The organism is Priestia endophytica (assembly GCF_026790145.1).
Classification (GTDB): domain Bacteria; phylum Bacillota; class Bacilli; order Bacillales; family Bacillaceae_H; genus Bacillus_I; species Bacillus_I endophytica_A.
On sequence record NZ_JALAMS010000001.1, the window covers coordinates 285,069 to 297,752 of the forward strand.

At 34.9% G+C, this 12,684-nt stretch carries 11 protein-coding genes; 6 read left to right on the forward strand and 5 right to left on the reverse strand.

Features of this window, described 5'->3' with window-relative positions; all coding sequences use genetic code 11:
- Window positions 1-208 precede the first annotated feature (208 nt).
- Entirely contained in the window at window positions 209-3,109 is a 2,901-nt protein-coding gene (locus MOC86_RS01480; protein ID WP_268582432.1) for a type 2 lanthipeptide synthetase LanM family protein, read from the forward strand.
- A 13-nt stretch (window positions 3,110-3,122) separates the two neighbouring features.
- Window positions 3,123-4,490 carry a S8 family peptidase gene (locus MOC86_RS01485; RefSeq protein WP_268582433.1) on the forward strand — a complete coding sequence of 456 codons (1,368 nt, stop codon included), beginning with the start codon at window positions 3,123-3,125 and terminating at the stop codon, window positions 4,488-4,490.
- A gap of 31 nt (window positions 4,491-4,521) precedes the next feature.
- On the opposite strand, the gene MOC86_RS01490 is transcribed toward MOC86_RS01485, so the two are convergent.
- The 3 genes from MOC86_RS01490 to MOC86_RS01500 all read right to left on the reverse strand — a co-directional run bounded on the left by MOC86_RS01490 (window position 4,522) and on the right by MOC86_RS01500 (window position 7,940).
- Window positions 4,522-5,496 carry a metal ABC transporter solute-binding protein, Zn/Mn family gene (locus tag MOC86_RS01490; RefSeq protein WP_268582434.1) on the reverse strand — a complete coding sequence of 325 codons (975 nt, stop codon included), beginning with the start codon at window positions 5,494-5,496 and terminating at the stop codon, window positions 4,522-4,524.
- Between the two features lie 14 nt (window positions 5,497-5,510).
- Window positions 5,511-6,677, reverse strand: a complete 1,167-nt coding sequence (locus MOC86_RS01495) for a GTP-binding protein (RefSeq protein WP_268582435.1) — start codon at window positions 6,675-6,677, stop codon at window positions 5,511-5,513.
- Between the two features lie 102 nt (window positions 6,678-6,779).
- Window positions 6,780-7,940 (reverse strand): NAD(P)-binding domain-containing protein, encoded by a 1,161-nt coding sequence (locus MOC86_RS01500; RefSeq protein ID WP_268582436.1) that lies wholly within the window; start codon window positions 7,938-7,940, stop codon window positions 6,780-6,782.
- Between the two features lie 243 nt (window positions 7,941-8,183).
- On the opposite strand from MOC86_RS01500, the gene MOC86_RS01505 reads away from it, so the two are divergent.
- Window positions 8,184-9,161 (forward strand): permease, encoded by a 978-nt coding sequence (locus MOC86_RS01505; protein ID WP_268582437.1) that lies wholly within the window; start codon window positions 8,184-8,186, stop codon window positions 9,159-9,161.
- A gap of 10 nt (window positions 9,162-9,171) precedes the next feature.
- A complete protein-coding gene (locus MOC86_RS01510; protein ID WP_268582438.1) occupies window positions 9,172-10,122 on the forward strand; it encodes a TIGR03943 family putative permease subunit in 951 nt (316 codons plus the stop codon).
- Window positions 10,123-10,129: 7 nt separating this feature from the next.
- On the opposite strand, the gene MOC86_RS01515 is transcribed toward MOC86_RS01510, so the two are convergent.
- Together MOC86_RS01515 and trhA are read right to left on the reverse strand one after the other, a co-directional pair.
- A complete protein-coding gene (locus MOC86_RS01515) occupies window positions 10,130-10,426 on the reverse strand; it encodes a hypothetical protein (RefSeq protein WP_268582439.1) in 297 nt (98 codons plus the stop codon).
- Between the two features lie 287 nt (window positions 10,427-10,713).
- The gene (trhA, locus tag MOC86_RS01520) at window positions 10,714-11,358 is read right to left on the reverse strand and encodes a PAQR family membrane homeostasis protein TrhA (protein WP_268582440.1); all 645 of its coding nucleotides are present in this window, start codon (window positions 11,356-11,358) and stop codon (window positions 10,714-10,716) included.
- Between the two features lie 231 nt (window positions 11,359-11,589).
- Between trhA and MOC86_RS01525 the strand changes: the two genes are divergently transcribed.
- Both MOC86_RS01525 and MOC86_RS01530 read left to right on the forward strand, forming a co-directional pair.
- A complete protein-coding gene (locus MOC86_RS01525; protein WP_243514156.1) occupies window positions 11,590-12,114 on the forward strand; it encodes a DUF1643 domain-containing protein in 525 nt (174 codons plus the stop codon).
- Window positions 12,115-12,202: 88 nt separating this feature from the next.
- Window positions 12,203-12,637 carry a hypothetical protein gene (locus MOC86_RS01530; RefSeq protein ID WP_243514155.1) on the forward strand — a complete coding sequence of 145 codons (435 nt, stop codon included), beginning with the start codon at window positions 12,203-12,205 and terminating at the stop codon, window positions 12,635-12,637.
- Window positions 12,638-12,684 lie beyond the last annotated feature (47 nt).

Below are 12,684 nucleotides of genomic sequence, written 5' to 3' on the forward strand. Positions count from 1 at the left end.
AGAAAGAGCAATTTGGACAGTTACAATTCCCATTTCTCTAGCAGCATGCCCAACAACACAATGTGCATCAATCGTATCACCGTGCAACGACTAAAAAGCTAAAAATATGTATGGCCGTACATATCTTTAGCTTTGTCGCCTAAAATACGAAAACAGAATCGGGTGCCTTGATGCACCCGATTATTATGATAAATAGGATGTGATAGCTATGAAGTTGTTTTATAAATCTAAATTTTATCCCCCCCACTTTAACACAGTTTTCCTTGGAAATCAAAAATTTCAATTTACCCCCTTTACTGAAGAAGATGAATTCCCTTCATTTTATACTCATTTTACAGAGCGCTTTTCGGAAAAGTTAATGAAAGAGCTAGGACGGTTGAATCAGAGTTTTTTTGATTTAAAATCGTTATTGTATTCTCTAACCATTCAATATAAGAAGATGTTGTATAAATTGGCAAGAAAAACAGTTATATATGAATTTCACGAAATGTTTGATGAATTCCATAGAGAAGAAGATTTTTTCTATCGTCACTTTAATGACGCTTTCTCTAATTACAGTGCTGTGGAGAACATACTAAAGAAGTATCCTGTACTTAGTGAAATGATGGATAGGACTTCTAATCAATTTATCCAATACAGCTTATCCATTATAAAAGCATACATAGCTCATTATGAAGAAATAGCTGAAACATTTTATCAACAACTTGGTCGGCTCTTATCTATAAAAGTAGACGCAGGCGATTCTCATTGTGAAGGGAAAAGCGTAGCTATTTTAACATGTGAATGCGGAAAAATTGTTTATAAACCTCGTTCATTAGAAGGAGATCAATTATATCAAAAGATGATTAAATATTTTAATCATCAATATGACACCAAGCTGAAAACGCCTATTATGATAAGCAAAAATAACTATGGTTTCCAAGAGTATATAGAATCAACCTCTTGTCAGACACTTGATGAGGTATCAAATTATTATTATGAATTAGGAATGCATCTAGCGTTTATTTATGCTTTTCAAGGATCTGATTTTCATTATGAAAATATTATATGTAATGGCTTACATCCTGTCTTAATTGATCTTGAAACTCTTTTCCAAAGTACTCTTTACTTTACAGAGGAATCAAAGAAAGACTCTGTATTAAAAGTTTCATCTTCTATTAATCGTACAGTTTATAAATCTACTTTCTTTACTCATACAAGCTATCCGGAAGAAAACCATGTGTTAGATGTAAGTGGATTAACAAATATTGAACTTCACACTTTCAATAAGGAAGTCGTTGTGAACAATAAGACAGATAAGATTGCCGTGGAGTTTCAAAAAACTAAACTTGGAAGAGGAACGAACTTACCAATTTATAAAGATAATGGAATAGAGATATTCGGGTATGAACATGCTTTTGTAAAAGGATTTACGAAAGCCTATCAAGTTATAAAAGATGACAAGTTAATTTTACAGATGATTGAAGAACATTCTTCTTTTCCTGTCCGAATTATTGTACGTCCAACATATATATATGCTAAATTTTTAAGTTCATTGCTGCACCCTAAATATTTAAAGGAAAAAGAGGAAAGGAAAAGAATTCTTTCTCTTTTTCAAGGGTCACCGGAGAGTTTTGAAGCTTTTAAATTCCTCCATATGTTTGAAATGGATGACATGTATAAAGGGGATGTTCCTTACTTTTATACAAATTTTGATAAAGAGCAAGTCTACAGTAGTAGTGGAGAGAAGATTTCTTATAATCTCCTGCATTGTTGCCCTAAGCAAGAAGTAATCAATAAAATAAACTCTTTATCAACAAAAGATATGGAATATCAAATTCAACTTGTCAATATGGCATTAAGCAGTACAGAAGGAAATAGGAAAGGAAATCCAGAATTTTCTTGCTATCATCATGTTCATACAATACGTCGAGAAATATCGTGCAACACATTACTTCAGCAAGAGACAAATCGTATTTTGGAAAGAGCCATAATTCACGATCGATATATACAGTGGGTTTCTCCCCATCTTAGTCCAAACGGAAAGCTTGTATCAGGTCCTCTGAATTTTAATATTTATGACGGTCTCGGTGGAATAGCGATTTACTTGGCTTCATATGCTCAGACATTTTCTGATTCACGAGTTGATATAATACTTCCTCAAGTTCATAGTACAATCAACAAGTTAGTAGAAAAGAGTGTATATAGGGGGAACGCTTCTGCGTATTATGGTTTGCCTTCTTACTATTATTATAGTCACTATATGAAGAAGACAGGTAATCTATCTTGTGATTCTATAAAGGAGTATGAAGACTTTGCTGAAAAAGTAGTTAGAGACATTGAATCCTATAAAAGTTTAGATTTTATTGGAGGACTAGCCGGTTTATTAAAAGTGCTCGTGAACCTTTACAACGTAGAAAAGAGTGAAGTTGTAAAAAAAGCAGCGGAAGTTGTGAAGAATACTATTGTAAATAAAGCAATCACAAAGGATCAGCACCTTTATTGGGAAGCTGATCATAATCGTAATCTTACCTTAAGCGGGTTTTCACATGGAATAACAGGTATATGCTATGCATTGAGTGAATATGTAACGAAAGTGAATCATGATCCTTCGCTTATCTCGATCATTCAACAGGCTCTTCTTTATGAAGATCGTTTTTATGATGAGTCACAACATGCGTGGAAAGACAATAGGGAGAATTATTCTACTCATTCCGCTCCTCTATGGTGTCATGGATCAGCGGGAATTCTACTTGGAAGAGGTAAGATTAAGGATAACTTAGGAAATGAAGTGGAAGTCAACTACCTAGAAAAATCTTTGCAGAACACGCTCCATAGTGGAAATAAACATAATCAAGGCTATTCTCTTTGTCATGGCACATTGGGGAACTTAGATATCTTGAACGAAATTAGAAGCCTTGAGTCTTTTCGTCATAAAGAAGACGAGATTACTAGCACAATAGAGAAATGGCTTGTAGACTTCCGAAGGGATTTAGAAATGTACAATTTCCAAAATGGCATTAAGAATGATTTTTCGGGAGTAGGCTTTATGCTTGGAATCACAGGTCAGCTTTATGCGCTGCTCAGATTGAAAAATCCATCCCTTCCATCATTACTACTACTTGATTAAGGAGCGGAAAACAGTGAGAAAAAAGGATCTTATATCACTTCTTTTTTGTAGTATTCTCTTTTTATGTATAAATGCAAAAGTACAAGCAGATGGAACTTCTTACTATAGCGTATTATTAAGTAAACCAGAATATACAGAAGAGTTTCTAAGAGAAGCCCAACAGCACAATATGAAAATAACGTATGTGGTAAAGGAAATCGGATTAATCCAAATAAAGGCAAGTGAAGCTGAGATCCAGATGTTAAATGGAAATAAAATGGTCCGGACGTATAACTATTCTCTAAAAGCTTCGACATCTGCATTTTCTGCTAAACAGTCAGATGTCGTGGGAGCACCGAGCTCGCTTTGGGACAGACAGTGGGATATGAAAGAGATTACAAACAATGGAAAGAGTTATACCATTTCTGAAGGTTCTAAGGAAGTGGTAGTGGGAATTATTGATTCTGGAATTGATGAAGATCATCCTGCTCTTCAAAATAATATAACAAAGGGATCCAAAAATCTGGTTCCTCAAGGTGGGTTTCGTGAAACCGAACAGTCTGAAAAAGGCATAATAAATAATATTGAAGATTTAACAGGACATGGAACACATGTCGCAGGGCAAGTGGCTGCAAATGGAGTAGTGAGAGGAGTAGCACCGCAAACTAGCCTTAAATCATACCGAGTATTTGGTACTTCTTCTGCTGAATCTATTTGGATTATTAAAGGAATTATTGAAGCTGCAAAAGATGATGTAGATGTTATTAATCTTAGTTTAGGAGAGTATCTAACTTCTGAACATATGAATGAAGAAGGTGGAAGTTCGAAAAGTCAAATTGCTGAAATCATGGCTTATGAAAAAGCAGTTATGTTTGCAGAAGGAAAGGGAAGTGTAGTTGTAGCTTCTGTTGGTAATGATTCAGTTAATTTTAATAACAAGAACGAAGTATCTTCCTTCATGAAATCGCATTTTCAACTTAATGATGTTAAAGTGAAAGGACATCTTTTAGATGTACCTGCTCATATTAGCGGTGTAGTTGCAGTAACTTCAACAGGCCCTGCTAAAGATCTGTCTGTTTTTTCTAATAAAGGTCGTTATGTTGATTTATCAGCACCAGGAGGGGATATTAAGCTCCTTCAAGCATATGGAGTTGAGCAATGGAGGAAAATGGAGCTTTTTACGAAAGAACAAGTGCTTAGCACGTCTCCAAAGGGAGGATATATTTATATGGCAGGTACTTCTTCAGCAGCTCCAAAAGTATCTGGAACATTGGCGCTTATCATTGATCAATACAACTTAAAGGACAACCCTAAAAAAGCAAAGCAAAAACTCCTTCAAAAAAGCAAAAGATCTGCGGAAACAAATATAAAAGCTTTAAACACTTATAAAGCAATAAAATAAAACCCCAAGGATATATCCTTGGGGTTTTCCTTTATTTACTGTTCAGCGCCTTTTTCAAAGCTTCCAAGTTTTTATTCATTAGACTAAAGTAATCTTCCCCGTTTTCACGGTCTTGGTCTCTAAGTGTTTCCATATTATTTAATGTAAGAGACTCTGCACCGATTTCCTTACGAACAAGAGTGGCAATTTTATTTGTTACGTTTGCATCAAAGATAACGTATTTGATATTGTGCTCTTCTGCTGTTTCTACAATCTCCTTTAGTTCCTTTTGTGAAGGTTCTTGAGTTGGAGAAAGTCCAGAAACGCTTATTTGTTCAATACCATAGCGATCTTCCCAGTAGCCATATGCAGCATGTGAAACTAGAATTTCTTTTGAAGGAGCATTTTTAATAGCTTCTTCATATTTCTTATCAAGTTCTTCTAAATCAGTTTTTACTTGTTTAAAGTTCTTTTCAAACTCATCTTTTTTGCTTGGCTCTAGTTCAGATAATGCATTTTTAATATTCTCAGCCATAACGATGGAACGCTGTGGATCAAGCCAGAAATGAGGATCAAGGTCGCCATGCTCATGTTCATGCTCATGTTCATCACCATGTTCTTCTCCATGCTCGTGGTCATGATCATCATGACCAGCAATAAGGTCCGCTCCCTCAGTTGCTTTAATCATTTTCACATTTTCATCTTTTAGCGTTTTATTAGCTGCATCAGCAAAACCTTCAGCACCTGCTCCAGAGTAGATGAACGCATCAGCTTTAGCGATTTTTAGCATATCTTTTGTTGTTGGCTCAAAAGAATGAGCATCAACACCGTTAGGGATGACGCTTTTTACAGTAACATTATCTCCACCAATTTTCTTTGTGAAATCCTCAATCGGATAAATTGTTGTATAAATGGTTAGTTTTCCGTCGCTTTTCTTCTCAGAAGAACTGCTGTCTTCGTTTCCGCAACCTGCTAGAAATACAGCAGATAAAAGCATAACACTGCATAACATCATTAATTTTTTCATTGTATCTTCTCCTTTTATTGAATCAAGAATGAAGGAAGTGGATCATTGAAAGTAGACCAGTCCTTTTTCATTTCTTCATTTGTTAGTAAGCATGCGTCTAAAGTATTTATAATTTTGTTTTTGTTCATTTTGATTCCGATAAATACAAGCTCTGTCAGTCTGTCTCCATAAGTAGGGTGAAATCTCCTCGACAGTTCTATGTCTTCTTTATCTTCATCTGAAAGAGTATTTATCCATTTTCCTGCTTCACTAATTGTCATCGAACCGCCTGCTTGTGAGAGGAGACAGGCAACATCATTTCTTGTAGCAACCCAGAAAAAACCTTTAGAACGCGATATTTCATTAGGAAATGTTTCAAAGAAGTTCATCAGACGCTGAGCGTGAAATGGACGTCTTTTTTCATATATAAAGGAAGTAATTCCGTATTCCTCAGTTTCAGGAGTATGTTCATCGTTAAGTTCTTTTACCCATCCAGGAGAAAGGCTCATTTTGTCAAAATCAAAAGAACGAGTGTTTATAATATCTTCAAGAGAAACAGAGCATTGAACAGCTTCAATAATCTTAGCCTCTCCATTAAGCTTACGTAGTAGTGCTTTCAACTCGTCTTTTTTTTCTACTGATAGCAAATCGGTTTTATTTAGGATAAGAACATTTGCATATTCAATTTGCTCAATGAGAAGCTCAGAAATACCTCTATCGTCTGTACTATCCGATCCTTGATTTCGGTCGGAAAGATCTTCATCTGAACGATAATCTTTCATGAAATTTAATCCATCCACAACTGTAACAAGCGTATCTAAAAATGTCTTCACTGTAAGATCTATTCCTGTTTCTTCATCCTCATAAGAAAAAGTTTGAGCAACAGGCAGAGGCTCACTAATACCTGAGGATTCAATAATGATATAATCTAAATCCTGAATTTTAGTGAGATTTTCCACCTCATAAAGCAAATCTTCTCGAAGTGTACAGCAAATACATCCGTTTTGCATTTCCACTAGTGTCTCTTTCGTATGAGAGAAGTATTTTTTTTTTACAAGAGATCCATCAATATTAAGAGAGCTCATGTCATTGACAATAACTCCTAGTTTTAGAGAGGATTCATTATGTAAAATATGGTGCAATAATGTGGTCTTACCAGCTCCTAGATATCCACTTAAGACGGTGACTCCAATTTTTTTCATTTACGATTCTCCTTTTATAGAAAAATCGTAATTATTACGATTTGAACATTACAATAATACCCTTGCTACATGAAATTATCAAGGGGAAAAGATAAAAAAGTTTTATAGAGATTGTACAATTTGCTCTGCTGCTTGCCTTGCTCCTGAAATATTTCGAGAGATTGGACCGATTTCAAGCTCTGCCAATGCTCCTACAACATATAAGTTATGACTCCACTGTAGAGATGAACTAACAATAGGGTATCCACAGTCACTGCACTGTAAATTTTCTGTGTTTATTAGAGGAGTTAACCATTCTTTTCCTGGAAGAGAAGAAGAAAACCCAGTAGCTAATACAATTGTTCCTGTTTCATATTGAGCTGTTTTTCCATATAAAATGATTTTTGTTTCTTTTATGTTTGCCTCTTGAATTTCATCTTTACTAATTATTAAGTTGTTTTTTCGAGTTTGCTCCATTAATTTGATATAAATATCTCGGGGCATGGATCCTCTATGTCTAGCATCTGTAATAAAAGAACGGCGTTTTTGGTATGATGCTTCCTCTCTAAACATAAGTTGATTCTTTGGGCCAAGCCAAGCTGGGTCACTATCAAAATCAATAATACGAAACGGGTGCCGAGTAATAAGGTGAACACTGCGTCCTTGTTTACTTAGTTTAATAGCTAAATGTGCGGCACTAATTCCTCCGCCGACAATGGTAATTTCTTGACTTTCATTAAATGAAAAAGAAGAGTCAAAAATATGGCCAATAGATTGCGTATCCTTATTTTTCAATAATTTAGCCCATTCAGGCCAATAGGTTTGTTCGCTAACACCAATTGCAAGCACAATATTTAAGCCTTCAAGTTTTTTTCCTTCTTCTGTTATGACCATCCAATGTTTTTTTCTTCTAGAAAGAGAAACAACTCGTCCTTTATGCCATGCCTGTAGAAGATTGCTGTCCCGAATAAGATGCCTGCAATGTTCAGAGAAGGCATAGAGGGAAGGGCGTTTATAACGTCCATAGAAATCTTGTTTATTTAATGAGAGATTTTTCGAAACAAACTTCTGCAAGCTAAATGGCTCCACATCAAGATGATGAACAGACGGTGAGCGTAAAAATGGCATGTCAATTTTTTCTGTACAAGAGTGCCAATTTTCAAGCGGTGCTTTGTGAGGGTCAACAATAGCTAATTTCTCAATCGGAACTTTTCTCATTTGTACTAGAAAATGAGCCATTGTTGTTCCTTGAATTCCTCCGCCAATCACAATCCAATCTAACATAACAATATCTCCTTTTCCATTTTGTGATGTAAATCGTAATAATTACGTTTTATTTTTCATATTAGTTAAACTAACACACATTTTATGAATGAGCAATACAAAAAAGAGCATCATATATTTTTTGTATCTCCATATACATCTATTAACTATTAAATTTTAATAGAAAAGGTTCTTTGTTTTCAGCGTAAAGGGAGCTAAGTCATCGCCGTATACGAGACCTTTTTAATAGAAAGGATGAAAAAAATGGCTTTATCACGGCTTTCAAAAGAAGTACTAGGCGTCTTACTCATCTTATTTTTTGGCTATGCTTTTTTCTTTTTAGATGTTAAAGATTTTGATATGAACCTCCCAAAAGCTTTTCTGAATGTAAATACGATTTTCTTAAGTATACTGCTTGAAGCAATTCCTTTTATTTTATTAGGTGTTTTTGCTTCTGCAATCATTCAAGTGTTTGTAAAAGAAGAATGGTTAATGAAATGGATTCCTAAAAATCCTTATAAAGCATTAGCTTCAGGTGTTGTAGTGAGTGCACTTTTACCTGTGTGTGAATGTGCGATTATCCCTGTTGTCAGACGGCTTGTAAAGAAGGGAATGCCCATCCACGTAGGCGTTGTTCTTCTCGTAGGAGCACCGATTCTTAATCCCATTGTTTTCCTTTCTACTTTCTATGCTTTTCCAGGCAATAAAGAAATTGTGTATGGCCGTATGGGGCTTACGGTTATTCTTTGTTTCATCATTGGAATTGTAATGTACAAGCTTCTGAAAAATAAGCCTCAACTAAAAGACGAGGCTGCTGTCGAAGAGCCCCATCAGCATGGAAATCGATTAAGCCAAACATTATTTCATGCCATTGATGAGTTTTTTGATATGGGAAAATACTTAATTGCAGGGGCATTTGTCGCAAGTCTTTTTCAAACCTTTTTGGATAGAGGAGAACTTATGAGTATCGGAGGAAATGGTTTTATCGCCCCAGTGGTCATGATGGTCTTTGGGTATGTGCTTTCTCTTTGTTCTGAAGCAGATGCTTTTGTTGCTTCCTCATTTGTAGATACATTTTCAGCTAGTTCACTTCTTGCCTTTTTAATCTATGGGCCAATGCTTGATTTGAAAAATACGATTATGTATTTGGCCTTTTTTAAGAAAAGATTTGTGTTAATATTTATATCTGTTGTCACAATATCCGTTTACGCCATAACGGTTCTTTATAACTTTATTATGTAGGAGGTATAGCATGAAAAACGATGAAGAAGGCTTCCATTACTATATTCGAGGACTGCTCTTGATTGGTTTTGCTCTCTTTATTTTCAAACTGCTGCTAACTGGATATATTTCCTCTTTTGTTGCACCGAAAATGCTCGGTTTTGTTACTTTCGCTTCTTTTACTTTCTTTGTTCTAGGAGCTGTAGGTATTTGGCGAAGCGGTTCAGACAAAAAACAAAAGAGCTGTTCATGTCATCATAGCCGTAAAGCTCCTCTGTGGATTTATTGCCTATTCTTTTTGCCAATTGCAACAGGATTTCTATTTCCTGATCATGCTCTTACAAGCGATGTTGCTAAAAATCGAGGCGTAAAATTTGGAGCAAACGTCACAGAAAGACCGAGTGTAGAACAGCGTGAAGAATTAACAAGTGATGAATCTTTAGAACAATACTATAATGAAGTATTAAATAGAGAAGTAGAGGAAACACAAACCGAAGCTGGAGAGATTCCTCTTGAACACAAAGCAGGATTTGTTCCTCAGAAACCTCCTGAAGGATATTATGAAGAATTAAAAGAGAGGATGCTACAAAAAGACGTAATTACGATAACGGAAAAAGAGTATATCCCAATGATGAACATTCTCGAAGAACATGTTGAAGATTTTGTTGGGAAAAAGGTGAAAGTGAAAGGGTTTATTTATCGGGAGGATAACTTCAAAAAGGATGAGTTTGTGATTGCGCGGTTTGGATTGTCATGCTGTGTAGCTGATGCTTCCGTATATGGAACGCTCGCTAATGTTAAAGAGTCCAAAGAATTCGCTGATGATGACTGGGTTGAAGCAACAGGCACGATTGAAAAGAAAGAGTATGATGGTTTTATCTTGCCATCCCTCAAACTTCAAACAATTAAAAAGGTAGAAGCTCCTACAAATCCATATGTGTATGAAATGTACAAGGGTAATAAACTGATGACTCCAAAATAAAGGAATGCTAAAAGTTCTCCTCCTTAGTAAAAGGATAAACTCTCCAATTATAGTGGATAATAGAGCTATATTCTTTAATAACAACATAGTCTTGTTTGTTTGTTTTAACAATATAAGTGTATCTTCCTTTTTTCTCCACTTTCTGAACTTGCATCTTTTCAAACTTCTCAGAAAGAGTATGTTCGTTTAGAATACTTTCTGGATAAAACATTTGGATAGCATTAAATGGTGAAAAGACTAACAAATATATATAAAAGAAGAACAATACAATAATAACGATTAGCTTTCCTTTTTTTTGAATCATAATGTTCACACACCTGTATTTGTTTCCTAAATTGTATCATAGACACTGTTAGTCTTAGAATGTGTGAAGATGGTTCAAATAATTACAAAACGATAAAGACACTTACTTATTTCGTTAAAAAGAAATAAATGAGAGATTTTAAAAAATAGATAAATGAAGAGATTATATTAGAAAAATAATTGTAGGGTGGAATGTTACAATTAAACTTACAAAAGACCTTGTTTTAAATCAAAAATGACCCTTACAGAAAGAGGGTCATTTTTGATTTCCTAAAAAATTTCTAAATTTTAATGAGGAAGAACGTATAGCAATATCGCTAAGTAATGTGTGATAGTTCCGCCAAGAACAAAAATGTGCCATATTGCATGATGATAAGGAAAACCTCTCCAAACATAAAAAATACTTCCTATCGTATATAAAACTCCACCTACAACAAGTAGATTCAGACCTGGTCCTGCTAGAGAAGAAGCAAGAGGATCCCATGCTAGTACAATTAGCCATCCCATTGCAATATAAAGAAGCGTAGAGACAAGAACAAATCGTTTTACAAAGAAAATTTTAAATACTATTCCTGCTACAGCTAGTCCCCATACAACTCCAAAAAGTGTCCATCCAACTGTTCCTTGAATAATCACAAATAAAAACGGAGTGTAAGTTCCCGCAATAAACAAGTAAATAGAAGAATGATCAAAAATCTCGAACAAATCTTTAACACGTCCGTGTGGAAAACTGTGTACAAGAGTTGAAGAAGTATATAAAAGTAGCATTGTTGTCCCGTAAACAGTAAAGCTAACTATATGCCAAATATCCCCAAATTGAACAGAAAATACAATGAGCAATGTAAGACCAACGATACTTAAAATAGTCCCAATTCCGTGTGTAATTGCATTAGCAATTTCTTCACCACGTGAGAATGTGTGTGTTTCACTCAAGAAAATCATCCTTTCTTTTGAAGAAACGTTTCAGGTTAAATTCTATTATAGTGTACAACACTTTTTAATGCTACATACGTTTTTCCCACTTTCATATAGTGGCAATTTACATGTACATGGGTATAAAAAACAAATTGTTTTGGGCACGATTGAAAAGTGTCATTGTTTTCCGTAATGATAATAAGAATAAAATGACGAAAGGAAACTACTTTATAACGAGGTGGGTCTTTGATGAAGAGAGAAGCTATTTTTGATGAAACAGGAACATACAGATATTCGTTAAAACGTAAATGGGGAAATGATAGAGAGCGTAAAGTTGCGTTTATCACGCTTTATCCGGACAATGCGGACGAAGTTCGTGAAGATTACGTTACAAGCAAATGTATTACATTTGCAAAAAAGTGGGGGTTTAATGCTGTGGAATGCTTGAATTTATTTTCTTATCGGGCTCAAAAGGCAGATGATCTTAGTGATCTAGATAAGGAAGACGCAATAGGCGCTGAAACAGATCGATATTTATATTATGGAACAAGAAATGCTGATCTTGTTATAGCAGCATGGGGGAAAAATGTTTTTCATGATAGAGAAAATGACATAAAGCAGCTCTTTGAGGGAATGGATCTTGCATGTTTTAGTGGACAAGAAAATCATCCTTCTCAATTGCAGTTCATTTCATATGATACACGCCTTATGCCATTTGAATTAGAGGCTGAAGAACCATATCTTTTTTCAGCTTTTCCATCGTTATATAGATAAGAGAAAAGCAGAGTTCTAATCATCATCTTTTTTTCATATACAAAGGATGTAAAGCTTGTGTTGATTACAAAGGGGATGTGAATTTGTTATGAAAATTAGTGAAGTGCTCACAGGAATCGAAGCGCTTTATGAACAGATGACAGAGCAATGCTTTTCTCACATTGCTAAACATAAAGAAGAAATTAAAATAGATGCTCTGGCGCTTGTTGAGCTCGAGAAGTTGGTTAGTCATTTACAACATACAGAGTTATACAATCTGAGTTTGATAAAAACTATTCAAACGCTTATCAATCATGAGAGCTTTTTATATAAGCTTTCTATATTAAGAGAGCCAGAGCTAGAAAACATAGCGGAGAAAGCAGATTTTGTAGGAAACGAACGCCAGGATATTGAAAAAATTCTTCGTATTAGTTATATAAAAAAGCGTTCTCAGTATATAGAAGAGGCTTTAGATGATATAAAGAAACTCAAAGCATCCCTTGAGGAACTGCTTTATGCAAAGAAAGTACAAAAAGAAGGATAAGATTAATTTTAAAGCTTTGACGAATTTGGTCAAAGCTTTTCTTATAT

Bases quoted from the DNA above. Each gene is read 5' to 3' on its own strand.
- MOC86_RS01480 (WP_268582432.1), top strand. From the start codon at position 209: ATGAAGTTGTTTTATAAATCTAAATTTTATCCCCCCCACTTTAACACA.
- MOC86_RS01490 (WP_268582434.1), bottom strand. From the start codon at position 5,496: ATGAAAAAATTAATGATGTTATGCAGTGTTATGCTTTTATCTGCTGTA.
- MOC86_RS01495 (WP_268582435.1), bottom strand. From the start codon at position 6,677: ATGAAAAAAATTGGAGTCACCGTCTTAAGTGGATATCTAGGAGCTGGT.
- MOC86_RS01500 (WP_268582436.1), bottom strand. From the start codon at position 7,940: ATGTTAGATTGGATTGTGATTGGCGGAGGAATTCAAGGAACAACAATG.
- MOC86_RS01505 (WP_268582437.1), top strand. From the start codon at position 8,184: ATGGCTTTATCACGGCTTTCAAAAGAAGTACTAGGCGTCTTACTCATC.
- MOC86_RS01510 (WP_268582438.1), top strand. From the start codon at position 9,172: ATGAAAAACGATGAAGAAGGCTTCCATTACTATATTCGAGGACTGCTC.
- MOC86_RS01515 (WP_268582439.1), bottom strand. From the start codon at position 10,426: ATGATTCAAAAAAAAGGAAAGCTAATCGTTATTATTGTATTGTTCTTC.
- MOC86_RS01525 (WP_243514156.1), top strand. From the start codon at position 11,590: ATGAAGAGAGAAGCTATTTTTGATGAAACAGGAACATACAGATATTCG.
- MOC86_RS01530 (WP_243514155.1), top strand. From the start codon at position 12,203: ATGAAAATTAGTGAAGTGCTCACAGGAATCGAAGCGCTTTATGAACAG.